This is a genomic window from Streptomyces kryoterrae (assembly GCF_054072135.1).
This window is the reverse complement of sequence record NZ_CM133358.1, coordinates 3,914,456-3,938,589: the sequence shown is the minus strand read 5'-3', so window position 1 is coordinate 3,938,589 and position 24,134 is coordinate 3,914,456. Positions and strand designations below refer to the sequence as shown.

The window sequence follows — 24,134 nt, the reverse complement described above, 5'->3', positions numbered from 1 at the left end:
CTTCACCGGCCACGCTGTATTCAGCGGGGTGAAGAGGCTTGCCCAGGGGGCGACTTGAGGGCGCCGAGGAAGGGGGCGAAGGCGGAGGGCGAGAAGGTGAGGGTGCGGGTGGTCGGGGCTTTGGAGTCGCGGATGGCTGTGTGGGTGGGGGAGTTGGCTATCTCCACGCATTCGTTGCCGTCGCCGCCACCGGAGTACGACGACTTGCGCCAGGTGCCATGGGTAGTCATCGGGCGCCTCACAGCTCCTTTGCCAACTTGTTGATGAAGTCACGCGAGCGTTCGGGTTCGAGTGACACGGCCTCTATTTTATGGAAGAGCGTTCGAAACGCGTTGAGCTGAGCTTCGGAATCGATGAAGACCGTGCCATGGGGTGCGTCACGTACAACCGTGTCCAGCTTGGGTACGGACCCACTCACGTAGGTCATCGCGTTTCCAGCGTGGGAGAAGCCGTCCAGGTCAAACGGGATCACCCGCACGGTGATGTGGTTCGCTTCGGACAGCTCCAGAATGCGGCCGAGTTGAGCCCGCGACACCGCACGGTCGCTGACCCTGATGCGCAGGGCTGCTTCGTGGATCACGATCTCGACAGGGGTAGGATCCGGGCCTTCGATGATCGCGCGGCGCGCCATGCGGTGCTGTACCCGCAGCTCCAGCTCTTCGGAGGCGAGTTCGGGGATCCTGTCGGAGAACACCGCACGGGCGTAGTCCGTCGTCTGCAGCAGGCCCGGCACGTACACGATGGCCACGTGGCGCTGGAGGCGGGAGTGGTGATCCAGCTCGGACAGGTCCAGGAAGGAAGTGGGCAGCAGGCCCCGGTATTCCTCCCACCAACCGCGTGTCCGATCGGTGGCCATCGCGACCAGAGCCTCGATGAACTCCTCATCTGTACAGGCGTAGTGGGACGCGAGGCGGCGCAGGCGCTGCTCGCTCACTCCGGCGAGTGCGGACTCGATGTGGGTGATCTGCGCGGGGCTCACTCCGAGCAGTGTTGCCGCCTGGCGGGAGCTGAGGCCTGCCGCTTCGCGGAGTCTACGTAGCTCGGTTGCCAAACGTGTCTGGCGAGCCGTTGGTTCGCGCCTCAAAACTCTCGACCGCTCCTAGGTTCAGCGCGCCTGCGGGCGCGACTCGTTCGGGTCAGATTACGCGACCGGCTTGCTGCATCTCTATATTTAGATCTACCGTCAGTGATGCGACGCACACCCTGCGGAACGCCTGGATCCCCGGAAGCGCACCACTCCGTCCTGCCACGACGGCTGCGGCATGCCACCACCCGCCCGACCGCGACCCCCACCACCGAACGGGAGTTGACGCATGCCCGAAATCGATGCCGAACCCGAGTTCACATCCGATCCCGAGTCCTGGGAGTACTCCCTCTACATCCCCAACGACCCCCGAGCCGTCACCGTCAGCCGCCGCACCCTCCGCCTCATCCTCACCATGCACGGACTGATCGGCCTCGTCGACGTCGCCGAACTCCTCGCCACCGAGTTGGTGTCCAACGCCGTACGGCACACCAAGGGCCCCGCCGCCCTACGCGTCCGCTGGTCAGCCGGCGTACTCCGCATCGGAGCCTGGGACGCCGACCCCAAACCACCCGAGCCGCCCCAGGAGTTGGGTCAGCTCACCAACTCGGAGGACGGGCGTGGGCTTGGAATGGTGCGGGCCTGTGCCGATCTCTGGGGATGGCAGCCGCTGAGCAGGTTCGGGAATCGCGGCAAATTCGTGTGGTGCGAGCTGCGGGCCGCCGCGTGATGCGCCCGGAACTGGAAGAGGAGGTCTCCGGTATCGCCACGGGGCTTGTGGCGGCCATGGCTCTGGTGGGCCTCTCGCCCGAGAGGGCCATGGCCGAACTGCACCACCGTCTCAAGGAGATCCTCGAACGGGATGGGTTGTCGCCCGGAGAGATCGCGTATCTGCGGGGAAAGGTCGAGAACTGGCCGCCGGGATACGCCGAGCGGTGGGCCATCGGCTACGCGAACGGCCTGGCGAAGGGGAAGGCCAGCACGATTCTGACCGTGCTGGAAGTAAGGAGGCTCCCCGTCTCCGACGACATCCGCGACCGCGTCACCACCTGCGCCGACCTTGCCCGCCTCGACGACTGGCTCGACCGCGTCGGCACTGCGGAGCGCGCCGAGGACCTGTTCGCCGGGGACCCGGAGGTTGTGCCGGGTCGTGCTCCTGAACAGGGCTGACGGATCGTAGAGTGCCCGGATGAGCATCATCGGAGTCGGGATCGACGTCGCCGAGATCGAACGGTTCCGGGCCTCGCTGGAGCGGACGCCCGGGCTGGCCCAACGGCTTTTCCTGGAGAGCGAGTTGCTGCTGCCCAGCGGTCAGCGGCGCGGTGCTGCCTCGCTTGCCGCGCGGTTCGCCGCGAAGGAGGCGCTCGCCAAGGCGCTGGGCGCTCCGGGCGGCATGCTGTGGACGGACGCGGAGGTCTGCGTCGAGGACAGCGGGCGGCCCTGGCTGAGAGTCACGGGGACGGTGGCCGCGCGTGCGGCGGAACTCGGGGTGCGGTCGTGGCATGTCTCCCTCAGCCATGACGCGGGGGTGGCTTCGGCTGTGGTGATCGCGGAGGGATAGGGCCCCTTGTCCGGCGGGCTCTGCGGGCCGGTCAGCCGGTGGTGCGGGAGACTCGACGTATGCGAACTGCGTACAGCGTGGAGACGGTACGGGTGGCCGAGCGTGAGCTGATGGCGCGGGTGCCGGAGGGTGCGCTCATGCAGCGCGCGGCGGCCGGACTGGCCGTCGCCTGCGGCCAGTTGATGGGGCGGGTGTACGGCAGCCGGGTTGTTCTGCTTGTTGGTAGTGGTGACAACGGGGGTGACGCGCTGTACGCCGGGGCCCGCCTCGCCCGGCGCGGAGCCGGTGTCACGGCGGTGCTGCTCGCGCCGGAGCGCACGCATGCCGGAGGGCTCGCGGCATTGCGGGGAGCGGGCGGGACGGTCGTGGGCGCCGGTGCTGCCGAGCAGGCGATCCGTCGCGCCAATCTCGTCGTCGACGGCATCGTCGGGATCGGGGGGAGGGGTGGGCTGCGCGCCGATGTCCTGCCGCTCGTGGAGGCTGTGCGGGAGTCGGAGGCCGCCGTGGTCGCCGTCGATCTGCCCAGCGGGGTCGACGCCGACAGTGGTGAGGTGCCCGGGGTGGCGGTGCGGGCCGATCTGACCGTGACCTTCGGGGCCCACAAGCCGGGGCTGCTCATCGATCCCGCGCGGGAGTACGCCGGGACGGTGCGGCTCGTCGACATCGGGCTCGGGGAGGTGCTTCCCGAGCCGGCCGAGCTGGAGGCGTTGCAACACGCGGACGTCGCCCGGCTGTTGCCGGTGCCCGGCGTCGAGAGCGACAAGTACCGGCGGGGTGTCGTCGGGATCGCGGCGGGGTCGGCGCGGTATCCGGGGGCCGCTGTGCTGGCTGTCGCGGGCGCGCTGCGGGGCGGGGCCGGGGCCGTGCGGTACGTGGGGCCGGCGGCCGACGCGGTGATCGCCCGCTTTCCCGAGGTGCTCGTGTCCGACCAGGGGCCGCACAAGGCGGGGCGCGTACAGGCGTGGGTCGTGGGGCCCGGGGCCGGGGACGACGCCGCGACGGTCGCCGAGGTGCTGGCGGCGGACGTACCCGTGCTGATCGACGCGGACGGGCTGCGGCTGGCGGAGCGGGAGGCGGTGCGGGGGCGCACCGCGCCGACGCTGATGACTCCGCATGCGGGGGAGGCCGCCGCGCTGCTCGGTGTGGGGCGGGGAGAGGTGGAGGGGGCTCGGTTGTCGGCCGTGCGGGAACTCGCCGCCCGTTATGGGGCGACCGTGCTCCTCAAGGGGTCGACCACGCTGGTCGCCGACCCGGCGGGGGGTGCCGTACGGGTCAACGCGACCGGCACCGGGTGGCTTGCCACCGCCGGGAGCGGCGATGTGCTGTCGGGGCTGAGCGGGTCGTTGCTGGCGGCAGGGCTTTCGGCGCTGGACGCCGGGAGTGTGGGGGCGTATCTGCACGGGCTGGCGGGGCGGCTGGCGTCGGAGGGTGCGCCGGTGGGGGCGCAGGATGTCGCGGAGGGGGTGGGGAGGGCCTGGCGGGATGTTCGGGACAGCCATGACGGCCAGGATGTTCGGGATGTTCGGGGCGTTTGATGTGCTGAGGCGCACGGTCGGGTGACCTCGCCGCGCGGCTGAGCCCGGTGGCGTCGACCCCGCGTTCTCCTGATCACATGATCAGTCGACGACCGTTCGTGCTCCAGGGGCTCACCGCGCTGCTTGTCGCAGTGGCCGTGCTGCCCGTCGGCCCTGCCTTCGCGGACCCCGTGCTGCCCGCGCCCGGCCCCGAGGGCGTCCTCGTGCCCGGTGTGCCCCCCGCCCCCTCCCAGCCCTGGACCTTCGACACCCCGGACCAGGTGCTCGCGCCGCAGGTGTACACGCCGACGAGGCAAGAGGACGCCGTCGAGCCGGCCGAGGTCGCGCAGGGGACGTACGACCTCATCGAGTACGTACCTCTGCGCGACGCCGCCCGGAAAGTGGCCTGCTCCAAGCTGACCGGGCCCTATCAGCGCCAGGTCGAGTTCTGGCTGAAGCTGAGGGTGGACGGGAAGCAGTCCGCCGCCGACTGCCGGGCCATCCGCGACTTTCAGCGCAAGTACAAGATCAAGCCGGACAGCGGATTCGCCGGGCCCGTCACCTGGTCCCGGATGCAGCTGCTGTCCGCGAAGAAGAACCCGAACGCCGCCGGTAAGTGTCCCGTGCGGACCTACCGCGTCGCCTGTGTCGATCTCGGGCGGCAGCTGACCTGGGTGCAGAAGGGGAGGAAGGTCGTCTACGGGCCCGCGCCCGTGCGGAGCGGGCGGACGGCCTATCCGACGCGCGGCGGCTGGCACAAGGTGTACTGGAAGCACAAGAACCACCACTCGACCCTCTACGACACCCCCATGCCCTACGCCCAGTTCTTCAGCGGCGGCCAGGCCTTCCACGCCGTCTACGGCAGCATCTACACCACCGTCGGCTCCATGGGCTGCGTCAATATGCGGCTCGCCGACGCCCGTACCCTCTGGGGCGTTCTGCGGACGGGCGACCGGGTGTACGTGTGGGGACGCCGGGCAGCGGGGTAGCCGCGGGTGTGCTCCGCGGTCCCTCTGAGACACTGGGGGCGCCATGAGTGAGACAGCAGCCCCGCCGGCCGCCGCCCTGCGAGCCCGCGCCGAGATCGACCTGGCCGCCCTGCGGGCCAACGTGCGGACCCTGCGCGCCCGCGCGCGCGGCGCGGCCCTGATGGCCGTCGTCAAGTCCGACGCGTACGGCCACGGGGCGCTCCGGTGTGCTCGGGCGGCCGTCGAGGCGGGCGCCGAGTGGCTCGGCACCGCCACCCCCGAGGAGGCGCTCGCCCTGCGGCGGCCCGACTCAGGGATTCCCCATCACGTACGCGTCATGTGCTGGCTCTGGACGCCCGGCGGGCCCTGGCAGGAGGCGATCGAGGCCGACATCGACGTGTCGGTGGGCGGGATGTGGGCCCTGCGGGAGGTCGTCGAGGCCGCCCATGCCGCTCGGCGGCCCGCCCGCGTCCAGCTCAAGGCCGACACCGGGCTCGGGCGCGGCGGCTGCCAGCCGGGGGACGACTGGTGCGCGCTCGTCGCCGCCGCGCTGCGCGCCGAGCGGGACGGGCTGATCCGCGTCACCGGCCTCTGGTCCCACCTCGCCTGCGCCGACGAACCCGGACACCCCTCCGTCGACGCCCAGCTCACCCGCTTCCACGAGATGGTCGCGTACGCCGAGCGGCACGGACTGCGGCCCGATGTGCGGCACCTCGCCAACTCGCCCGCCGTGCTCAGCCGTCCGGACACGCACTTCGACCTCGTACGCACCGGGGTGGCCGTCTACGGCATCTCGCCGAGCCCCGAGATCGGTACCTCCGCCGACCTCGGGCTTCGCCCCGTCATGACATTGGCCGCCTCGCTCGCGCTGGTCAAGCACGTACCGGGCGGGCACGGCGTCAGCTACGGGCACCACTACGTCACCCCCGGCGCCACCACCCTCGGCCTCGTCCCCGTCGGCTACGCGGACGGCATCCCGCGCCACGCCTCCGGCACCGGTCCCGTCCTGATCGGCGGGAAGTGGCGGACCGTGGCCGGACGGGTCGCCATGGACCAGTTCGTCGTCGATCTGGGGGGCGACGAGCCCGCAGCGGGCGCGGAGGTCCTGCTCTTCGGACCCGGCGACCGAGGCGAGCCCACCGCCGAGGACTGGGCACAGGCGGCCGGGACGATCGCGTACGAAATCGTCACCCGCATCGGAACCCGGGTGCCGCGCGTCTACGTGAATGTGAATGAGGAAGAGGGACAAGAGGGGTAGGCGCCCGCAGGGTTCTTCGGCCGGCGGCACGAGTAACCGCGGCAACTTCAGTGGTGGTTCCAGCCTTAGTGGCAGTTCCAGCCTTCAGTGGTAATTCCAGCAAGGAGCGGTACGTGAGCGAGAGCAGTGCGGAGGTCCTCGCGAGCGCCGCCACGGCGGTCGTGGCCTCCGCCGCGGGGGCGACGGGCGGGGGGTGGCGCCGGGCGACCGGTATCGCGGGCGTCGCCATAGGGGTGGTGGCCGCCGGTGCCGCCGCGGGGGTCGCCGTCGAGCGGCTCACCGTGGGGCGCGGTATCCGCCAGCGGGCGCGGATGGCGCTCGACTCGACGGGCCCGTACGGCGCGCTGCGCGGCACCCCGGGCAAGGCGTACGCCGATGACGGCACCGAGCTGTACTACGAGGTCGACGACGTCGACCCGGCGACCGCGCCGTCCCTCACTCCGCGCCGGCGTCGGCTCTTCGGGCGCAAGGCCCCGGCCCCCGTCACCGTCGTCTTCAGCCACGGCTACTGCCTCAGCCAGGACTCCTGGCACTTCCAGCGGGCCGCCCTGCGCGGGGTCGTCCGCAGCGTGTACTGGGACCAGCGCAGCCATGGACGGTCCGGGCGCGGAGTCGCCCAGCACGAGGGGGTGGCCCTCTCCATCGACCAGCTCGGACGGGACCTGAAAGCCGTCCTCGACGCCGCCGTGCCCGAGGGGCCGATCGTGCTCGTCGGGCACTCGATGGGCGGGATGACCGTCATGGCCTTCGCCGACCAGTTCCCGGACGTGGTCCGGGAGCGGGTCGTCGCGGTCGCCTTTGTCGGTACGTCGTCCGGGCGGCTCGGCGAGGTCAACTTCGGGCTGCCCGTCGCGGGCGTGAACGCCGTCCGGCGGGTGCTGCCCGGCGTACTGAAGGCGCTGGGGCAGCAGGCCGAGTGGGTGGAGCGGGGGCGGCGGGCCACCACCGATCTCTTCGCCGGCATCATCAAGCGGTACTCGTTCTCGTCGCGGGACATCGATCCCGCCGTCGCCCGGTTCGCCGAGCGGATGATCGAGAGCACGCCCATCGATGTCGTCGCCGAGTTCTACCCGGCCTTCACCGAGCACGACAAGACCGAGGCCCTCGGCCACTTCAAGGACCTGCCCGTGCTGGTGCTGGCCGGGGTCGGCGACCTCGTCACGCCCAGCGAGCACAGCGAGGCCATCGCCGACCTGCTGCCGGACGCCGAACTGGTCCTCGTGCCGGACGCCGGGCACCTGGTGATGCTGGAGCACCCGGAGGCGGTCACCGACCGGCTCGCCGACCTGCTCACCCGCGCGGGTGCCGTGCCGGCAGGGGCTACGGTTTCCGGTTATGGAAGCACCAGCAGCAGCGCAGGACACCCCGGCTGAGTCCCCCGCGCGCCCGACGCCCGCCTCGTCCGCCGAGCTCACCGTCCACTCGCCCGAGGAGATGCGGGAGTTGGGCCGTCGGCTCGCCGAGCAGCTACGGGCCGGCGACCTGGTGATGCTCACCGGTGAGCTGGGCGCGGGCAAGACGACGCTGACGCGCGGGCTCGGCGAGGGGCTCGGGGTCCGGGGCGCGGTCACCTCGCCGACCTTCGTGATCGCCCGCGTCCACCCCTCCCTCGGCGACGGCCCGCCGCTCGTCCACGTGGACGCGTACCGGCTGGCCGGCGGTCTCGACGACATGGAGGACCTTGATCTCGACGTCTCGCTGCCCGAGTCCGTCGTCGTCGTGGAGTGGGGCGAGGGCAAGGTCGAGGAGCTGACCGACGACCGGCTCCATCTCCTCATCCACCGCGCCGCAGGGGACACCACGGACGAGGTGCGGCACGTCACCCTCACGGGGGTGGGGGAGCGGTGGGCGACGGTTGACCTGAGCGCCGTAGGAAAGTTCGCGTGAACGATCGCGTGAATGTTCCGACAATCCGTCGGCAAGATATTGCGTTCGGCGTCTCGCGCGTGGTCACATGGTACCCAGTTCGTGGTTAGGGTTACCTAACTACGTCCGCCCCCGAACTTCAGGAGGCGTCCATGTCGGCTGCAGAGAGCCCGAGTACCGGCACGCGCAAGCCGAAGCCCTACGCGGTCCCCGGGGTGTCCATGCGTGATCTGCTGGCTTCCTGTGCCGCCGCCCGCGCGATCTCGACGCCTCCGTGCCCGCCCGAGGCGCCCGTCCGGCAGCGGTCGAAGGCCGCGTAGCGCGCTCAGCGGATCACGACGACCTTCTCGCCGATCGTCGCGAACTCCCACATCGCGTCCCCGTCCGGCCGGGTCTCCCGGATGCCGCCCGTGCGCGCCTCCGGGTCCTGCCGTGGAGCCGAGCCGTCCAACGCCGCGCTGAAGCCGATGCCCACGCCGTCCACGCAGGTGAACCGCACGACGTGCTCGATCGGGGTGCCGTCGGTTCCCGTGATCGAGTTCGAGCGGGACGTGACCTGATAACTGCCCGGCGCCGGGTCGACCGACCCCGGCGCGACGGGGAACGAGCGGCGCACCCCGCCGTTGTCGCCGACCAGCCACACCCGGTCGTCGTCCAGGGAGTACACGACCCGCCTGCCCGCCCCGGACCCGGGCGGCAGGGCGCCCGGGTGCCGGGTGTCCCGGGGGACCTTCGAGGCCGTCACCGGCGCCGAGGGGGATGTGCGCTCGGCGCCCGGGCGCAGCGGGGCGTTCGCCGAGGCCTGGTAGGCGAGGAAACCGACCGTGGCGAGGGCCGCCGCGGTGAGCCCGGCCACGAATCCCGAGCCGCTCCTGGTCACCAGCGCTCACCTCTTCGTCTCGTACGTCCCGTTTTGCGGTGACGGTAGCAGCAGCCGTACCGCCGACCGGAGCGGCCGTGCGCGGGGCGCGGGCGCCGTAGGCTGTTCGCGTGCTCTTGCTCGCTCTGGATACCGCCACCCCGGCCGTCACGGTCGCCCTGCACGACGGGACGGCCGTCGTCGCCGCGTCGAGCCAGGTCGACGCGCGCCGGCACGGGGAACTGCTGCTGCCCGCCGTCGACCGGATCCTCGCCGAGGCGGGCACGGGCCTCGACGCCGTCACCGGCGTCGTCGTCGGCATCGGCCCCGGCCCCTACACCGGGCTGCGCGTCGGCCTGATGACCGCCGACACCTTCGGATTCGCCCTCGGCGTCCCCGTACACGGCGTCTGCACGCTGGACGGCCTCGCGTACGCCGCCGACGTCGAGGACGGCCCCTTCGTCGTGGCGACCGACGCCCGCCGCAAGGAGGTCTACTGGGCCCGCTACAGCGACTCCCGTACGAGGGTGACGGAGCCGTCCGTCGACCGGCCGGCGGACATCGCCGACCAGGTCGCGGGCCTGCCGGCCGTCGGCGCGGGCGCCCTGCTCTACCCGGACACCTTCCCGGACGCGCACGCCCCCGAGCACGTCTGTGCGGCGGCCCTCGCCTCCCTGGCCGCCGAACGGCTGGCGGCGGGCGTCGAACTCCCGGCCGCCCGGCCCCTCTACCTGCGCCGACCCGACGCCCAGGTCCCCAAGAACTACAAGGTGGTCACCCCCAAGTGACGACTGCCGTGCTGCGCGAGATGCGCTGGTGGGACATCGAGCCCGTGCTGGAGCTGGAGAAGGACCTCTTCCCCGAGGACGCCTGGTCCCGGGGCATGTTCTGGTCCGACCTGGCCCACGCGCGGGGACCGCGGGCGACCCGGCGGTACTTCGTCGCCGAGGACGAGCGCGTGGAGGGGGGCGGCAGACGGATCATCGGGTACGGGGGGCTCGCCGTCGCCGGTACCGAATCCGACAGTGCCTCCGCCACGGGGGCCGACGTACAGACGATCGCCGTCGCCCGCGAGTGCTGGGGCACCGGCCTCGGTGCCGTGCTGCTCACCGAGCTGCTGCGGGCGGCGACCGCGTTCGAGTGCACCGAGGTCATGCTGGAGTGCCGGGTGGACAACGTGCGCGCGCAGAAGCTGTACGAGAGGTTCGGCTTCGAGCCCATCGGGTTCCGGCGCGGCTACTACCAGCCGGGGAACATCGACGCCCTGGTGATGCGGCTGCGCGACCCGTCGGCAGCGCTGCCGACGCGAGAGACCGACGTGCGGGAAGACCTGCGGACAGACGTACAGCACACCGACGTACAGCACATCGACGTACAAGGAACCGAGAGCAATGGCTGACTCCAAGGACGTGCCGCTCGTCCTCGGCATCGAGACCTCCTGTGACGAGACCGGCGTGGGCGTCGTCCGGGGGACCACGCTCCTCGCGGACGCCATCGCGTCCAGCGTCGACGAGCACGCCCGGTTCGGGGGTGTCGTGCCCGAGGTGGCCTCGCGCGCGCACCTGGAGGCGATGGTGCCGACCATCGAGCGGGCGCTGAAGGAAGCGGGGGTGAGCCCGAAGGACCTCGACGGCATCGCCGTCACCGCCGGTCCCGGGCTCGCGGGCGCCCTGCTGGTCGGGGTCTCGGCGGCGAAGGCGTACGCCTACGCGCTGGGCAAGCCGCTGTACGGCGTGAACCATCTCGCCTCCCACATCTGTGTCGACCAGCTGGAGCACGGCCCGCTGCCCGAGCCGACGATGGCCCTGCTGGTCAGCGGCGGCCACTCCTCGCTCCTGCTCTCCTCGGACATCACCTCCGACGTACGGCCCCTGGGCGCGACCATCGACGACGCGGCCGGCGAGGCCTTCGACAAGATCGCGCGGGTGCTGAACCTGGGCTTCCCCGGCGGCCCGGTCATCGACCGGTACGCGCGCGAGGGCGACCCGAAGGCCATCGCGTTCCCACGCGGGCTGACCGGGCCGCGTGATCCGGCGTACGACTTCTCCTTCTCCGGGCTCAAGACGGCCGTGGCCCGCTGGATCGAGGCGAAGCGGGCGGCGGGGGAGGAGGTGCCGGTGCGTGACGTGTCTGCCTCCTTCCAGGAGGCGGTGGTGGACGTGCTGACCCGGAAGGCGGTGCGGGCCTGCAAGGACGAGGGCGTCGACCACCTGATGATCGGCGGAGGCGTCGCCGCCAACTCGCGGCTGCGGGCGCTCGCCCGGGAGCGCTGCGAGGCGGCCGGTATCCAACTCCGGGTGCCCCGGCCCAAGTTGTGCACGGACAACGGCGCGATGGTGGCCGCCCTGGGCGCCGAGATGGTCGCCCGCAACCGGGCCCCCTCCGACTGGGACCTGTCGGCGGACTCCTCGCTGCCGGTGACCGACCCGCATGTGCCGGGCCATTCGCACGGTCATGTGCATCGGGCGAGCGAGGGGAACCTGTACGCGTGACGGTCGCGTTGATGTGGGAGGCGCGGGCCGTCGAGGGGCGTGGGGGTGAACTCCTCGCCTGGGCACGGGCGCAGGAGCTGCCGACGGAACCCCTGCGCCGGGAGACGCTCCGGGCTCCGCAGGACCGCGTGCTCGTCATCACGTGGTGGGACGCGGAGTATGACGCGGCATTGCCCGAACTTCCGGAGCCGGGGGCGGGGTTGGTGACACGGGCGGTGCATCGATGGCGGTTTGAGGTGGTGGGTGAGTGATGTCCCCATCTCCCGTCAAGGATTAGGCAACTCCGGCTTTGCCCGGATGAGGGCCGATCTCCTGGATGACATGGGCAAATAGGGTGTTTCGGTGGGTCGGCTCTGCCCGCCCGGGCATCCCCTTTGAGTTCGCTTTGGGTTTCCCGGGGGCGCTGTTGAGGTGATCCCCGCCCGGGTCTGTCCCGACCCGGATGATCAAGCGTGACCATCGCGCCGGACTCGATGCGCGGGCGCCTCGTCCACGCCCGCCAGACCAACCCCTGGGCGCTCCTCTGGGGGCGGCTCGTCCTCTGGGCCGCCTTGTCGGTCCTGGCGGGACTCACTCCCTTCTCCGTTCCTGACGCACCCGTCTGGATCTGGCCGTTCGCCCTGGTCGCCAGTCTCCTCATGGCCGGCCGGACGATCGGCGTCATGCGGAGGAAGAAGCGCGATGGCAGTGGGAGTGAGAAGGGGAGGAGGGGAAATTTGTGGAAGTCGTCTCGCACGTGATCGGGTTCGCCCTCGCCGCGGTTCTCATCGGGGGAGGCGTACTCCAACTCCTGGGCCGCCGAATGCCGGCAGGCCTGCCGGAGAGCCGGCGCAGGAGGGGCGCGTGGTCGAACATTTTGTTCGGTGTCGGGCTCGCCCTCGCCATCGCGGACCGTATCCCGAGCAGCCACCGTCTCCTGTGGGACGACCTGCTCCTCGGCCCGGCGTTCGTCTGTGTCCTGATCGCGGCCCTGGTGTACGCCGGGCCCTGGCGGACCGACCGGTGACCGGCCCGGTGGTCCGCGGCGGCAGAGGTGTCTCCGTGCGTCGTGACCGAGCCGCTCCGATCGCCACCCTGATCGTCTTCGGCACGCTCTCGGCCTGGCTGTTGCCCGACGGCTGGAGACTGGCCTCGCTGCCCCTCGCCCTGGTCTGCGCGACGATCGCCCAGCGGTACGTGGCCGGGCTCCCGGCGCGGAGGCGGCTCGGGGACGACGGCAGAGGAAACGGCCAGGAGTGACACGAACGAACCCTCCTGGTACGGCGTCCGGTGCGTTTTCCGTCACCGGCACCTGGAGGTGTACGAGGAGAGGGCGACCTTGTGGGTCGCCCGGTCCCTGGGCGAGGCGATCGCCCTTGGAGAGGCGGAGGCCGCCGCGTACTGCGAGGGCCTGGACGGCGTCGAGTACACGGACTTCGCCGAGGCGTACGCCATGGTCGACTCCCCGGGGGAAGGTGCCGAGGCGTTCTCCCTGATGCGGGAGAGCGGGCTCCCGCCGGACGACCACGTGCGCAGGTTCTTCGCCACGGGGGAGGAACGGGCCGGCTGAGGCGGGAGCTTTCCGCGGTCGGACGGGCCGGTCCGGAGACCGGTGAGGATGCGCCAGAGGCCTGCGGTGATGACGAGGTCCGCCTCCCGGCGACCGGCACGCGATCCGCCCGGGTGCGGCCGATGAGCCGTGACCCGGGCGGGATGCCGGTGGGGTTGGAGCGGTCAGCTCACGGTGATCTTCAGCGAGGGGCTGTGGGCAGCGGCGAAGGCGGTCGTCGCCGTGGTGAGCAGGCGGTAGGTGAAGGTGCCCCTCGTCCTCTCGGTGACGGTGAAGGTGACTTGGCCCGTGCCGGACTGGGGCTTGGAGGTGAGGGTCGTCCAGGTGCCGTTGCGGTACACCTGAAGCTTCACCGCGGCGCCGGTCTCCTTCGAGGTGACGGTGCCGCTGAACCTGACGGTGGCGCCGCGCTTGACGGCGGTGGCGGATGCCTTCAGCGTCACCTTCGGTGACACCGACACCTTGAGGGCGGCCGAAGCCGGTTCGGTCCCGGCCGCGGCGACCAGGCGCAGGCTCTCGTTGCGGGCCGGCCTGGTGGTCAGCGCGATGACGCCGTCGCCGTCCGTCGTGCCGGTGACCACCGTCGTCCACAAGGTGCTGCCGGCCGGCCGGGCCTGAAGCGAGACGGTACGGAACGGCAGCGGGTTCTCCGTGCCCGTGGTGAGCAGGCCGGACACCGTCACCTTCTGCCCGAGCACCACACTGCCCAGGGCGCTCGCGGTCAGCTTGTCGGCGGTCACGACCGGCTTCACGGAGGCGGTGGTGACCGCCCCCGTGCTGTCGGTGACCGTGACGGTGACGGTGTGCGTACCCAGCGACCAGCCCGAGGTGGAGAGGCCGTCGCCCCAACTGGTGCTGGTGTAGTGGCCCTCGCTCCGCGCCTGGAGCGGGGAGAACGGAAGGTCGTTGTCGGCGTAGGACCGCACGGTCGTGCCGTCGATCGCGACCTCCTCCTTGGTCAGCCACACCTCGGTGTACCCGGTCCTGTTCCAGCCGTACGGCACGGCGGCCGTCCACTCGACGGACATCGGGTCGGCGCCGCCGTAAGCGAGTTTCGGCGTGACCGTGGTGGCCTTCACGGTCGGGCCGGGGGTGGCCGTGACCGACAGCGACACCGGGGCCGAGCGGTAGCCGTCCTTGTCGACGACCACGGCTTGGACGAGCGGGCGGTAGGCCATGGTCGAGTACGTGCTGGTGTACGTGTAAGGAGCGCTGCCGTCCGTGGCGCGGGGCTTGTTGGTCCTGGTGAACAGGGCCGTCTCGTAGAAGGCGACGTGGTCGATCGCGGGGCCGCCGGTCGCCGCCTGGGCGTCCACGCCGTACGTGGTGGCCCCCCACACGAGCGCGTGCGACCGCGGAGAGGTGAACACCGCCGACGGATTGGCGACCCTGAGGCCGACGGTGCCGGTCACGCTCCGGTACATGCCCCCGGAATTCGTGCCGTCCGGGGTTTCGGTGATCCTCACGTCCAGGGTGTTCGGGCCGTCCGGCAGATCCCGTGTGTCCAGCCTGAAGTAGCCCGTGCCGAGGGAGGAGATGGGCACTCCGGTGTAGCTGACCGAGCCGGCACGTGTGGTGAACGCCGCCTTGCCGATACCGGCCTCGAAGTGGAAGCCCGGGTCGGCCACCGGCGTGAAGCGGACGAGGACATCACCCCGGTAGGCACCCGAGGCGGCCTGGGCCTCCTGGGCCCCGGTGACCGAGTCCGGCTGCTCGACGACGCTCACGTCACTGACGATGCCGGTACCGGACGGGCCGTCGTCGGCCAGGGCGGGCCCGGCGGTCGAGGCGGAGAGGAGAAGGATCAAGCCCAGAGCTGTGGCCGCACGCAGGGAAGTCCGCACCGTGGCGACTCCGTAGGAAAGGGAGCGGTTTCGGCCACTCCGGATCACTGAGAGCCACACCGTACAGATGTTCCATGAACGCGGGATGCCGGGGGGTGTCTCCACAGTTGACCCACCAGGTTGACATGGCTCGTTCACTTGATGTCCACATCTGGCGCGTCGGGACGTCAGGATCCGGCCATTGACTCTCCTCGCACGGTGCCTTCAGCGCCGCGTGGGGAGAGTCGTTTTCGTTTCTTGAGGGGCGTACGTGGTGTCCACGCAGGTGGGTTCCGGCAGACCGGAGTCCGACAGACCCGTGCCTCGGCGGTTGTCCACCGCCAGGGGGTTCGGTGACCGGGTCTTCCGGATCCAGTTGACGGCCACCGGGGTCGTGGTCCTCGCCATCATGGCGGCCGTCGGGCTGTTCCTGTTGCTGAGGGCGGGACAGGCCCTGCGCGCCCGGGGCCCGGCGTTCCTCACAACTGCCGCCTGGCAGCCGGACGTTCACAACTTCGGCATCGCCGCCGTACTCACCGGCACCCTGCTGATCGCCCTCGTCGCGGTGGCCATCTCCGTACCGCTGGCCGTCGGGACGGCGCTCTTCATCTCCGACGTGGCCCCGCGCGGGCTGCGCCGCACCCTCGTGAGCATGGTCGACCTGATGGCCGCCGTACCGTCGGTGGTGTACGGGCTGTGGGGGCTGTTCTTCCTGCAGCAGCATGTGATCGGGCTGTCACGCTGGCTGTCCGACTGGTTCGGCTGGATACCGCTGTTCACGGTGGACGGCGTCCAGCCGGGCGATCCGCTCGCCTCCGACAGCGTGTACACCGCGTCCACCTTCGTCGCCGGGATCGTCGTCGCGCTCATGGTCGCGCCGATCCAGTGCTCGGTGATGCGCGAGGTCTTCTCCCAGGCCCCGGCGGGCGAGCGGGAGGGCGCCTACGCGCTCGGCGCCACCCGGTGGGGGATGATCCGCTCGGTCGTCCTGCCGTACGGCAAGGGCGGCATCATCGGCGGAACGATGCTGGGGCTCGGCCGGGCGCTCGGCGAGACCATCGCGGTCTACCTGATCATCTCGCCGGTCTTCACCATCCAGCCGCACATCCTGCAGACCGGCTCGAACTCGGTCTCCTCACTGATCGCCCTGCACTACGGAGACTCCTCCGAGTTCGGGATGTCGGCGCTGATGGCGGCGGGCCTGGCGCTGTTCCTGCTCACCCTGGCGGTCAACTTCACCGCCTCCTCCGTCGCGGCCCGCTCCCGCTCCGGTGCCCAGAGCGAGGCCTGAGATGACCGTCGTAGCCGTAGAACCAGAAAAGACCTCCGCCGAGGGCGATGCGCTCACCGGGCCCCCCGCGCCGGAAACCGTGTCTCCCCCCGAACAGCCCCGCCGTATCGGTGGCGTCAGCCGCTCCGCCGTGCTGTCGCTGGCCGGTGCCGCCGCCTCCGCGCTGTGTGTCACGGTCCTGCTGTTCGGTGAACTCGCCCCGTTCTCCGGAACGTTGGGCTTCGCCGTCACCGCCTATCTGGTCTTCCTCGCCGTCTACGCGGTGCTGACCGGGTTCGAGGAGGACGGACAGGCCGTACGCGACCGGGTGATGACGGTCGTGCTGTGGACGGCGGCCTCGCTGCTGTTCACCGCCCTCGCCCTCGTCGTCGGGTTCACGGCCTGGCGCGGCAAGGACGCCCTGCCGCACGCCAACTTCTTCACCCAGGACATGCAGGCGGCGGGCCCGCTCGACCCGTTGACCAACGGCGGCATCGCCCACGCGATGGTCGGCACGCTGATCATGATCTCCATCGCGCTGACGATCACCGTGCCGCTCGGACTGGCCTGTGCCGTCTACCTCAACCAGATCCCGGGGCGCTTCTCCCGCTTCGTCCGCACCATCGTCGAGGCGATGACCGCGCTGCCGTCGATCGTGGCCGGCCTGATGGTGTACGCCGTCTGGATCCTCGGCCTCGGCATGCAGAAGTCGGGCCTCGCGGCCGGGTTCGCGATCAGCGTGATGATGCTGCCGATCGTGATCCGGGCCTCGGACGTGGTGCTGCGGCTCGTACCGGGCACCCTCACCGAGGCGGCGGAGGCGCTCGGCGCGCCGCGCTGGCGCACGGTGTGGCACGTCGTCCTGCCCACCGCCCGCTCCGGGCTCGCCACCGCCGTCATCCTCGGCACCGCGCGCGGCATCGGCGAGACCTCGCCCGTGCTGCTGACCGCCGGTTTCACGGCGGCGCTCAACGCCGACCCGACCGCCGGGCCGATGGTGTCCCTGCCGCTGGCCGTCTTCAACTTCGTCAAGTCACCGCAGCCGGAGATGATCGCCCGCGGCTTCGGCGCGGCGGCCGTGCTCATGACCATGGTGCTGGTGCTCTTCGTGATCGCCCGGGTGATCGGCGGACGCGGCCCCGGCCACCAGACCCGCCGCCAGGCCCGCGGTACCGCCCGCGCCTCCCGCCGTGACGTCGCCCGCTTCGACGAACTCCACACGCCCGCACCCGAGTCCGTGCCCGGGCTGTCGCTGTTCGAGGACGCCTCCGCCGCTCAGCCGCACGACACCGCCGCGCCCGCCGCCCCCGCACCCGGAGAGACCGACTGATGCCCAGCCACCTGACCGCCCCTCTCCGCCGCCTCCGGGCGCTGGCAACCCTGGGCGGGGTCATGACAGCGATCGCCGTGCTGCTGGCCGGCCCGCTCGCGGCGCCCGCCGCGGCCGAGAGCTACACCCCGGTCGCCGGGGCCGGTTCGACCTGGGCGGAGAACGCCATCGAACAGTGGCGCAAGGCCGTCAACCAGTACGGCATGCGGATCAGTTACGCCGGCAGCGGCTCCTCCGACGGCCGCCGCCAGTTCCTCAGCGGCACGGTGGACTTCGCGGTCTCGGACATCCCGTTCCAGACCAACCCGACCGACGGCTCGGCAGCCGAGCGCCCCTCCTCCGGCAGCTACGCCTACATGCCGATCGTGGCCGGCGGCACCTCCTTCATGTACCACCTGACGGTCAACGGCAGGAAGGTCACCAACCTCCGCCTCTCCGGAGACGTGGTCACCAAGATCTTCACCGGCGTCGTGAAGTACTGGGACGACCCGGTGGTCAAGGCCGACAACCCGGGGCTCCAACTCCCGCACCGCGCCGTCGTCCCCGTCGTCCGCTCCGACGGCTCGGGCTCCACCGCCCAGTTCACGATGTGGATGGCCAACCAGCACGCGTCGCTGTGGAAGGCCTACTGCGCCCGCGTCGGCCGCTCGGGCGCCTGCGGGCAGACCTCGTACTACCCGACCGTCGCCGGCATGATCGCCCAGTCCGGTGACCCGGGCGTGGCGGGGTACGTCGCCCAGAACTACGGCGAGGGCGCGATCGGGTACGTCAACTACTCGTACGCCATCAACGAGGGCTATCCGGTCGCCAAGGTCCTCAACCACGCGGGCTACTACACCGAGCCGACGCCGAAGAACGTCGCCGTCTCGCTGCTCAAGGCGAGGATCAACACCAACAAGGCCTCCGCCGACTACCTCACCCAGAAGCTCGAAGGCGTCTACAACGACGCCGACAAGCGCAACTACCCGCTGTCCAGCTACTCGTACATGATCCTGCCGCTGAAGGTGCAGGGCACGTTCACCAAGGACAAGGGCAAGACGCTCGGCGCGTTCTCCTACTACTTCATGTGCCAGGGCCAGCAACAGGCGCCCAAGCTCGGCTACTCGCCGCTGCCGATCAACCTGGTGCAGGCGGGCTTCGACCAGATCCGGCGGATCCCCGGCGTGAAGACGCAGAACATCAACATCAAGGGCTGCAACAACCCCACCTTCAGCGCCGACGGCCGCAACAGGCTCGCCGAGACCGCCCCTTACCCGGCCGCCTGCGACAAGAAGGGCGCCGCGCCCTGCACCACGGGCAGCGGCGGCGCCAAGCCGGCCTCCGGGAGCGGTGGTTCGGGTGGTTCGGGAAGCTCCGGCGGTACGACGTCCGGGGGCACGACCGGCGCCGCGGCGTCCGGGGGCACCGCGTCCGGGGGGACCACCGGCGGCTCGGCGAGCGGCGGAGGCGCGGCGGGCGGCGCGGCGGCGAGCGGGGGCGCGGGCGGCGACGGGAAGCCGGCCGTCGACCCGGACACGGGGCAGGTGCTGTCCGCGTCCTCCGGAGGCGGCGCCACCGGCTCGGGCGGCGGCACCGCCGTCGACGGCACGATCGCCCTGGCCCAGCCGGTCGCCGTGGCCGGACGCGGCGGCTGGACCGGCACCCAGACCCTGATGGTGCTCGCGGCGCTGCTCATCCTCGGGCTCGTCCTGCTGCCGTCCGTCGTCGCACGGGCGCTCGGCGCACGCGGCGGCAACGGCACCGGCGGCGACACCACGGACGGGAACTCGCGATGAGGACGGCCATGAGCACGAGTCGGATACGCCGGCTGCTGACGCGCCTCGTCGCCGGGGCGGCCGTCGGGGCCCTCGCCGGCCTCGCCGTCGCGCAGACCGCCCCGCCCGCGACCGCCGACGCGGGCAGCGGTTCCGCGGTGACCGTCTCCGGGCGCGGCGAGTTCAAGGACATGAGGTTCACGGTCAGCCAGACCGAGCACCTCACCAGCCAGGCGGTCACCGTCTCCTGGACCGGCGGCACCCCGACCACCCTCGCGGGCACCCTGTTCAACACCGACTTCGTACAGATCATGCAGTGCTGGGGCGACGACGACGGCACCGTCCCCGCCAACCCCGGCCCCTCACGCACCCAGTGCCAGTACGGCGCCTCCCCGACCACCGACCGGGGCAGCTGGCCCGGCAACGAGTACGACGACACCCGCAAGGTCTTCTACAGCGCCGACCCCACCAACTACGGCCAGGACAACCGCTACGGCGCCGGAAACGTGACCGGCCTCGGCGAGGTTCCCTTCAAAGCCGTCGACGGCACGCTGATCACCTCCGGCACCCAGAACAACGCCCTGTTCAACCGCAACACCACCAACGAGGTCGACTTCGCCCGCACCGGCGCCGACGGCACCGGCCGGGAGTACGTCGAGGTGCAGACCGCCAACGAGGCCCCGCACCTGGGCTGCGGCACCCCCATACGGCAGAACGGGACCGTGCGGCCACGCTCCTGCTGGCTGGTCATCGTCCCGCAGGGCCATCTTGACCTGGACGGCAAGCCGTACGCCGACACCAGCCAGGTCAACGCCGGTTCACCGGTCTCCGCGACCAACTGGAAGAACCGCGTCGCCGTCAAGCTCGGCTTCAACACGGTCGGCGCCAACTGCGCGCTGGGCTCCGACGAGCGCGCCACCAGCGGCAGCGAACTCGCCGCCGACGCCATGAGCAGCTGGCAGACCGCCCTCTGCCCGAGCGGCAAGGTGTACGGCTACACGGAACTCGGCGAGCCCGACACCCGCTCCGACCTCATCGCCGACGGCTCCTCGGGCCTGGCGTTCACCACCCGGGCCCTCGGCGCGGACCCGGGCACGACCGCCCCGGTGGACCCCACCGTCTACGCGCCGACCACGCTCTCGGGGACCGTCATCGGCTTCACCGTCGAACGCAGACCCAAGGCCGGCGCCTCCGAGGCGATCCGTAAACTCGCCGGCACCAAGGTCGAGTCGCTCGACCTGACCCCCCGGCTGGTAGCCAAGCTGCTCACCGAGTCCTACCGCAACTCTCCCTGGGGAGCGGTCGTCGGCACCACCGCCGCGAAGGGCTACGGCTGGGCGAAGTCCAACCCGGCCGGGCTGGCCAGTGACCCCGAGTTCATCTCGCTCAACCCGGAGTTCGCCGAACTGTCCGTCCCGGAGACCCCGGCCACCGACACCGACCTGCTCACCGCGCTGGGCCACAGCGACTCGGCGCGCGCGGTCTGGCAGTGGATCGTCTCCGACAAGGAGGCGCGCAACTTCCTCGCGGGCGTCTCCGACGACTGGGGCATGAAGGTCAACCCGTACTTCAGCACCAACACGGACGTGAACCCCACCGGCTTCGCCTTCGACCCGGCGGCCATCGACACGTACCCCAAGAGCGACCCGTGGTGCACGATCCCGCCGGGCACCGGCGCCACCGCCGAGCAGTGCATGATCGACTTCCACCCGTACGTCTCGGACATGCACGCCGGCGCCCTGCACACCCGGCGCGCCGACAGTCTCTGGAAGGCGACCTGGGACCCGCTGGCCAGCCCGCCCGCCTACAAGACCCCCGGTCCGCAGACGGTCGGTTCCCGGTTCGTGATCACGGTCACCGACGCGGCCTCCGCCGCCCGCTACGGCCTCCAGACCGCGCGGCTGCGCAACGCCGCCGGCGCGTTCACCGCACCGACCCCCGCTTCCCTCACCGCCGCGGCGGCGAGCGCGGTCGGCGCGAACGCCCCCGAGATCAGCCCGGCCAAGGCCACCGCGAAGGGCGCGTACCCGCTCGCCCAGCTCGTCTACGCGGCCGTGCGCCCGGCGAAGCTCGACGCCGCCGCCCGCAAGGACTACGCGACCCTGCTGACGTACGCGGCCGGCCAGGGCCAGATCAGCGGCGCCGACCCGGGCCGTCTCCCCGGCGGCTACGCACCGCTGCCGAAGGCCCTGCGGGACAGGACGGCCAAGGCCGCCACCGCCCTCGCCCACTACACCGGCCCGTCCGCCGACCCGGGCGGCTCGTCCTCCTCCGGCGGCGCGAGCGGGGGGTCCAGCGGCGGCGGCACGTCCGGCGGCGGCACGGGCACCTCCGGCGGTCTCGGCGGTTCGGGCGGCACGCAGGCCGGGGCCGCGACCGACGGTGGTACGACCGGCGGTGCCGCGTCCGGCAGCGGCGGCGCGAGCGCGAAGCCCAGCGACCGGCCCTCGTACGGCGGCGGCCAGGCCGTCGAGACCACCGCCCTCGGCACCACGCCCGCCGACCCGGCCAACGCGCTGCGCTACGCCGTCCCGGTGGGCGCCGCGCTCGGCGCCGCGGCCGGTATCGGGGCGCCCTTCGCGGGCGGCGGCAGGCTGCGGCTGCCGCTCCGGGTCCCGCTTCCCGGCGGTCGCACCGTGACCGTCGTCCCCCGACTCACCCTGCCGGAGCGGCTGCGCAGGCTGCTGCCACCCGGCCGGGGCTGAGCTCCGGAGCCACGGCCACCCGGCCGGGGCTCCCCACAGACGGCCGCCCGCCCCGAAAGTCAGTCGGGGCGGACGGCCCGTACCACCCTGCCAGATCTGCCAGATCCATCGGTTCCACACGACGCACAACAGGAGAACCTCGATGCGCAGAACGCGCCTCACGGCGGCCATGGTCGCCGCCGCCGTGGTGTCCGGCACGCTGGCTCTCGCGAGCCCGGCGTCCGCCGACCCCACCCCCGCCGGAACGTTCCGCCAGCTCGTGGGCGTGGGTTCCGACACCACCCAGGACGTCCTGAACGCCCTCGCCGGCGACAAGGTCGCCGAGAACAGCTACGCCGACACCGCTGTGAAGTCGACGTCCGGCGCGGGCATCGCCTCGTACGACGCGATCGGCTCCGCCACGATCCAGACCCGCTCGGGCGGTACGACGTTCAACCGGCCCAACGGGTCCGGTCCCGGCCGGACCGCGCTCAGCATGTCGCTGACGGGTGACCTCTTCCCCAACGCGACGGGCGTCTCCGTCAAGGGTCAGGTCGACTTCGCCCGCTCCTCCGGCGGCCCGAGTGTCTCCGGCACCGCGCTCACCTACATCCCGTTCGCGCGGGACGCGGTCGGCGTCGCGGTGCGCGGCTCCGGCCTCGACACGCTGACGGTCGACCAGCTGCACGACGTCTACGCGGCCGGCAGCGACCACAAGGTGAACGGCCAGACCGTGCACCCGGTCCTCCCGCAGAGCGGCTCGGGCACCCGCAAGTTCTTCCTCGGGGCGATCGGCCTCAACGAGAACACGGTCGACACGAGCATCGCCACCACCCAGGAGAACCAGGCCGACACCGCGCTCACCGCGGACGGCACGCTCGTCCCGTTCTCCGTGGGCAGCTGGATCGCGCAGAACAACAACATCGCCCCCGACCACAGCAAGGACGCGGTCGCCGCCGGCGCGCACCTGGCGAGTGTCACGCTGCCCGGCGACACCGGCGCCACCAGCCCGGTCACCACGGTCAACGGCAAGCTCTCCCCGGTCACCGGCTACTACGAGAACGCCACCTTCGGCCGCGACGTCTACAACGTCGTCCCGACCCGGGCGATCGACCCGAGCAGCGTCTTCTTCGACAAGGACCTCTACGACGTCTTCGTCACCAGCGGCACCCACGAGGCGGCCCTCGCCTCCGACCCCGCCGAAGGGGTCATCGCCAAGTTCGGCTTCGTGAACGAGTCGTACAACGGCTCGGTCAACCTCGCCAAGCACGCCAAGGTCGGCGGCCTGGAGATCAGCGGCCTCGAAGCCAAGACGCCCGCCGCGCCCGCCCTGAAGACCACCCTCGGCGACGCGAGCGTCAAGCTGGCCTGGACCCCGGCGAGCCCCGCCCCGGCCCAGCCCGTCACGGACTACCGCGTGACGCTGCTCGACGCCGACGGCGGCGTCGTGGCCACGAAGGACGTTCCGGCCACGACGACGTCGTACACCTTCTCGGGCCTGGCCACCGGCACCTACACCGCCTCGGTCGCCGCCGCCAACCTGATCGGCACCGGCGACGCCGCCTCCTGGACCGGCGCCGTCAAGTACGCCAGCACCACGAAGGCGACCGCCGCCACGACCGCGTACGGCGTCGCCCCGAAGGTCGCCGTCACCGTGACCGGCACCCACGGCGTCGTCCCCGCCGGCAAGGTCACCGTCAAGGAGGGCGCCACCACCCTCGGCACCGGCACCCTCAGCAGCGCCGGCAAGGTCACCGTCAGCCTGTCGAACCACCTCAAGGTGGCCACGCACACGCTGACCGTCTCCTACGCGGGCGGCGCCAAGCTCAACTCCTCCTCGGCGACCGTCTCCCTGAAGGTCACCAAGGCGACCCCGGCCGTCACCGCCACCGCCCCGGCCTCGGTCAGCCACACCGCCCGCGCCAAGGTCACGGTGAAGGTCACCGCGACCGGCACCACGCCCGCCGGCACGGTCCGTGTCTACGAGGGCACCCGCATCATCGCCACCGGCACGCTCAGCGCCGGCAAGGTGACCGTCACCCTGCCGAAGCTGTCCAAGGGCAAGCACACGCTGCACGCCTTCTACGCCGGTTCGACGACGGTGGTCTCCAAGAACGGCGCGAACTTCGTCGTCAAGTCCACCTGATTCCCGTCCCTCTCCACCCGACACCCGGGGGACCGC

Annotated in this window: 26 protein-coding genes; 22 read left to right on the top strand and 4 right to left on the bottom strand. The window is 71.5% G+C overall.

What is annotated here, in order from left to right; translation table 11 throughout:
* Positions 1–20: 20 nt before the first annotated feature.
* Both ACW4TU_RS16730 and ACW4TU_RS16725 read right to left on the bottom strand, forming a co-directional pair.
* A complete protein-coding gene (locus ACW4TU_RS16730; RefSeq protein ID WP_457428618.1) occupies positions 21–230 on the bottom strand; it encodes a DUF397 domain-containing protein in 210 nt (69 codons plus the stop codon).
* Positions 231–238: 8 nt separating this feature from the next.
* Positions 239–1,084 carry a helix-turn-helix domain-containing protein gene (locus tag ACW4TU_RS16725; protein ID WP_457428617.1) on the bottom strand — a complete coding sequence of 282 codons (846 nt, stop codon included), beginning with the start codon at positions 1,082–1,084 and terminating at the stop codon, positions 239–241.
* Between the two features lie 229 nt (positions 1,085–1,313).
* On the opposite strand from ACW4TU_RS16725, the gene ACW4TU_RS16720 reads away from it, so the two are divergent.
* The 9 genes from ACW4TU_RS16720 (at position 1,314) to ACW4TU_RS16680 (ending at position 8,511) form a co-directional block, all read left to right on the top strand.
* Entirely contained in the window at positions 1,314–1,754 is a 441-nt protein-coding gene (locus ACW4TU_RS16720) for an ATP-binding protein (RefSeq protein WP_457428616.1), read from the top strand.
* Positions 1,730–2,194: a hypothetical protein gene (locus tag ACW4TU_RS16715; protein WP_457428615.1), complete on the top strand. Its 465-nt coding sequence runs from the start codon at positions 1,730–1,732 to the stop codon at positions 2,192–2,194. The genes ACW4TU_RS16720 and ACW4TU_RS16715 overlap by 25 nt, the downstream gene beginning before the upstream one ends.
* A gap of 19 nt (positions 2,195–2,213) precedes the next feature.
* Entirely contained in the window at positions 2,214–2,585 is a 372-nt protein-coding gene (locus ACW4TU_RS16710; protein ID WP_457428614.1) for a holo-ACP synthase, read from the top strand.
* A 59-nt stretch (positions 2,586–2,644) separates the two neighbouring features.
* Entirely contained in the window at positions 2,645–4,120 is a 1,476-nt protein-coding gene (locus tag ACW4TU_RS16705; protein WP_457428613.1) for an NAD(P)H-hydrate dehydratase, read from the top strand.
* A gap of 77 nt (positions 4,121–4,197) precedes the next feature.
* Positions 4,198–5,088: a L,D-transpeptidase family protein gene (locus tag ACW4TU_RS16700; RefSeq protein ID WP_457428612.1), complete on the top strand. Its 891-nt coding sequence runs from the start codon at positions 4,198–4,200 to the stop codon at positions 5,086–5,088.
* 43 nt (positions 5,089–5,131) lie between these two features.
* The gene (alr, locus tag ACW4TU_RS16695) at positions 5,132–6,325 is read left to right on the top strand and encodes an alanine racemase (RefSeq protein ID WP_457428611.1); all 1,194 of its coding nucleotides are present in this window, start codon (positions 5,132–5,134) and stop codon (positions 6,323–6,325) included.
* Between the two features lie 113 nt (positions 6,326–6,438).
* Entirely contained in the window at positions 6,439–7,698 is a 1,260-nt protein-coding gene (locus ACW4TU_RS16690; RefSeq protein WP_457428610.1) for an alpha/beta fold hydrolase, read from the top strand.
* Complete coding sequence (gene tsaE / locus ACW4TU_RS16685; protein WP_457428609.1) at positions 7,661–8,212, top strand: tRNA (adenosine(37)-N6)-threonylcarbamoyltransferase complex ATPase subunit type 1 TsaE; 552 nt, start codon at positions 7,661–7,663, stop codon at positions 8,210–8,212. The genes ACW4TU_RS16690 and tsaE overlap by 38 nt, the downstream gene beginning before the upstream one ends.
* Before the next feature lie 131 nt (positions 8,213–8,343).
* Positions 8,344–8,511: a hypothetical protein gene (locus ACW4TU_RS16680; protein WP_457428608.1), complete on the top strand. Its 168-nt coding sequence runs from the start codon at positions 8,344–8,346 to the stop codon at positions 8,509–8,511.
* Between the two features lie 5 nt (positions 8,512–8,516).
* Here ACW4TU_RS16680 and ACW4TU_RS16675 read toward each other — a convergent pair whose 3' ends face one another.
* Positions 8,517–9,071: a hypothetical protein gene (locus ACW4TU_RS16675; protein WP_457428607.1), complete on the bottom strand. Its 555-nt coding sequence runs from the start codon at positions 9,069–9,071 to the stop codon at positions 8,517–8,519.
* A gap of 110 nt (positions 9,072–9,181) precedes the next feature.
* Here ACW4TU_RS16675 and tsaB point away from each other — a divergent pair, with 110 nt between their 5' ends.
* The 8 genes from tsaB to ACW4TU_RS16635 all read left to right on the top strand — a co-directional run bounded on the left by tsaB (position 9,182) and on the right by ACW4TU_RS16635 (position 13,091).
* Complete coding sequence (tsaB, locus tag ACW4TU_RS16670) at positions 9,182–9,838, top strand: tRNA (adenosine(37)-N6)-threonylcarbamoyltransferase complex dimerization subunit type 1 TsaB (protein WP_457428606.1); 657 nt, start codon at positions 9,182–9,184, stop codon at positions 9,836–9,838.
* Positions 9,839–9,858: 20 nt separating this feature from the next.
* Positions 9,859–10,449 (top strand): ribosomal protein S18-alanine N-acetyltransferase, encoded by a 591-nt coding sequence (rimI, locus tag ACW4TU_RS16665; RefSeq protein ID WP_457430157.1) that lies wholly within the window; start codon positions 9,859–9,861, stop codon positions 10,447–10,449.
* Complete coding sequence (tsaD, locus tag ACW4TU_RS16660; RefSeq protein WP_457428605.1) at positions 10,442–11,542, top strand: tRNA (adenosine(37)-N6)-threonylcarbamoyltransferase complex transferase subunit TsaD; 1,101 nt, start codon at positions 10,442–10,444, stop codon at positions 11,540–11,542. The genes rimI and tsaD overlap by 8 nt, the downstream gene beginning before the upstream one ends.
* Positions 11,539–11,793: a hypothetical protein gene (locus tag ACW4TU_RS16655; protein ID WP_457428604.1), complete on the top strand. Its 255-nt coding sequence runs from the start codon at positions 11,539–11,541 to the stop codon at positions 11,791–11,793. Before tsaD ends, ACW4TU_RS16655 begins: the two co-directional genes overlap by 4 nt.
* Positions 11,794–11,994: 201 nt before the next feature.
* On the top strand, positions 11,995–12,282 hold the full coding sequence (locus tag ACW4TU_RS16650; RefSeq protein ID WP_457428603.1) for a hypothetical protein: 288 nt from the start codon (positions 11,995–11,997) through the stop codon (positions 12,280–12,282).
* Positions 12,261–12,548, top strand: a complete 288-nt coding sequence (locus tag ACW4TU_RS16645; protein WP_457428602.1) for a hypothetical protein — start codon at positions 12,261–12,263, stop codon at positions 12,546–12,548. Before ACW4TU_RS16650 ends, ACW4TU_RS16645 begins: the two co-directional genes overlap by 22 nt.
* Positions 12,549–12,583: 35 nt before the next feature.
* Positions 12,584–12,781 (top strand): hypothetical protein, encoded by a 198-nt coding sequence (locus ACW4TU_RS16640; protein ID WP_457428601.1) that lies wholly within the window; start codon positions 12,584–12,586, stop codon positions 12,779–12,781.
* Between the two features lie 79 nt (positions 12,782–12,860).
* Positions 12,861–13,091 (top strand): hypothetical protein, encoded by a 231-nt coding sequence (locus ACW4TU_RS16635; RefSeq protein ID WP_457428600.1) that lies wholly within the window; start codon positions 12,861–12,863, stop codon positions 13,089–13,091.
* Between the two features lie 164 nt (positions 13,092–13,255).
* Here ACW4TU_RS16635 and ACW4TU_RS16630 read toward each other — a convergent pair whose 3' ends face one another.
* Positions 13,256–14,935: a hypothetical protein gene (locus ACW4TU_RS16630; RefSeq protein ID WP_457428599.1), complete on the bottom strand. Its 1,680-nt coding sequence runs from the start codon at positions 14,933–14,935 to the stop codon at positions 13,256–13,258.
* A 250-nt stretch (positions 14,936–15,185) separates the two neighbouring features.
* Here ACW4TU_RS16630 and pstC point away from each other — a divergent pair, with 250 nt between their 5' ends.
* The 5 genes from pstC to ACW4TU_RS16605 all read left to right on the top strand — a co-directional run bounded on the left by pstC (position 15,186) and on the right by ACW4TU_RS16605 (position 24,098).
* On the top strand, positions 15,186–16,205 hold the full coding sequence (gene pstC / locus ACW4TU_RS16625) for a phosphate ABC transporter permease subunit PstC (protein ID WP_457428598.1): 1,020 nt from the start codon (positions 15,186–15,188) through the stop codon (positions 16,203–16,205).
* 1 nt (position 16,206) lies between these two features.
* A complete protein-coding gene (gene pstA, locus ACW4TU_RS16620; protein WP_457428597.1) occupies positions 16,207–17,514 on the top strand; it encodes a phosphate ABC transporter permease PstA in 1,308 nt (435 codons plus the stop codon).
* 62 nt (positions 17,515–17,576) lie between these two features.
* Entirely contained in the window at positions 17,577–19,289 is a 1,713-nt protein-coding gene (locus tag ACW4TU_RS16615; protein WP_457428596.1) for a phosphate ABC transporter substrate-binding protein PstS, read from the top strand.
* An 8-nt stretch (positions 19,290–19,297) separates the two neighbouring features.
* Positions 19,298–21,973, top strand: coding sequence for a hypothetical protein (locus tag ACW4TU_RS16610; RefSeq protein ID WP_457428595.1), 2,676 nt, complete (start codon positions 19,298–19,300; stop codon positions 21,971–21,973).
* 142 nt (positions 21,974–22,115) lie between these two features.
* Positions 22,116–24,098, top strand: coding sequence for an Ig-like domain repeat protein (locus ACW4TU_RS16605; RefSeq protein WP_457428594.1), 1,983 nt, complete (start codon positions 22,116–22,118; stop codon positions 24,096–24,098).
* The last annotated feature ends 36 nt before the right edge of the window (positions 24,099–24,134 follow it).

Excerpts from the sequence above, each read along its gene's own strand:
- ACW4TU_RS16730 (WP_457428618.1), bottom strand. The coding sequence starts at position 230 with ATGACTACCCATGGCACCTGGCGCAAGTCGTCGTACTCCGGTGGCGGC.
- ACW4TU_RS16720 (WP_457428616.1), top strand. The coding sequence starts at position 1,314 with ATGCCCGAAATCGATGCCGAACCCGAGTTCACATCCGATCCCGAGTCC.
- ACW4TU_RS16710 (WP_457428614.1), top strand. The coding sequence starts at position 2,214 with ATGAGCATCATCGGAGTCGGGATCGACGTCGCCGAGATCGAACGGTTC.
- ACW4TU_RS16705 (WP_457428613.1), top strand. The coding sequence starts at position 2,645 with ATGCGAACTGCGTACAGCGTGGAGACGGTACGGGTGGCCGAGCGTGAG.
- ACW4TU_RS16700 (WP_457428612.1), top strand. The coding sequence starts at position 4,198 with ATGATCAGTCGACGACCGTTCGTGCTCCAGGGGCTCACCGCGCTGCTT.
- alr (WP_457428611.1), top strand. The coding sequence starts at position 5,132 with ATGAGTGAGACAGCAGCCCCGCCGGCCGCCGCCCTGCGAGCCCGCGCC.
- tsaE (WP_457428609.1), top strand. The coding sequence starts at position 7,661 with ATGGAAGCACCAGCAGCAGCGCAGGACACCCCGGCTGAGTCCCCCGCG.
- ACW4TU_RS16680 (WP_457428608.1), top strand. The coding sequence starts at position 8,344 with ATGTCGGCTGCAGAGAGCCCGAGTACCGGCACGCGCAAGCCGAAGCCC.
- rimI (WP_457430157.1), top strand. The coding sequence starts at position 9,859 with ATGCGCTGGTGGGACATCGAGCCCGTGCTGGAGCTGGAGAAGGACCTC.
- tsaD (WP_457428605.1), top strand. The coding sequence starts at position 10,442 with ATGGCTGACTCCAAGGACGTGCCGCTCGTCCTCGGCATCGAGACCTCC.
- pstA (WP_457428597.1), top strand. The coding sequence starts at position 16,207 with ATGACCGTCGTAGCCGTAGAACCAGAAAAGACCTCCGCCGAGGGCGAT.
- ACW4TU_RS16615 (WP_457428596.1), top strand. The coding sequence starts at position 17,577 with ATGACAGCGATCGCCGTGCTGCTGGCCGGCCCGCTCGCGGCGCCCGCC.
- ACW4TU_RS16610 (WP_457428595.1), top strand. The coding sequence starts at position 19,298 with ATGAGCACGAGTCGGATACGCCGGCTGCTGACGCGCCTCGTCGCCGGG.
- ACW4TU_RS16605 (WP_457428594.1), top strand. The coding sequence starts at position 22,116 with ATGCGCAGAACGCGCCTCACGGCGGCCATGGTCGCCGCCGCCGTGGTG.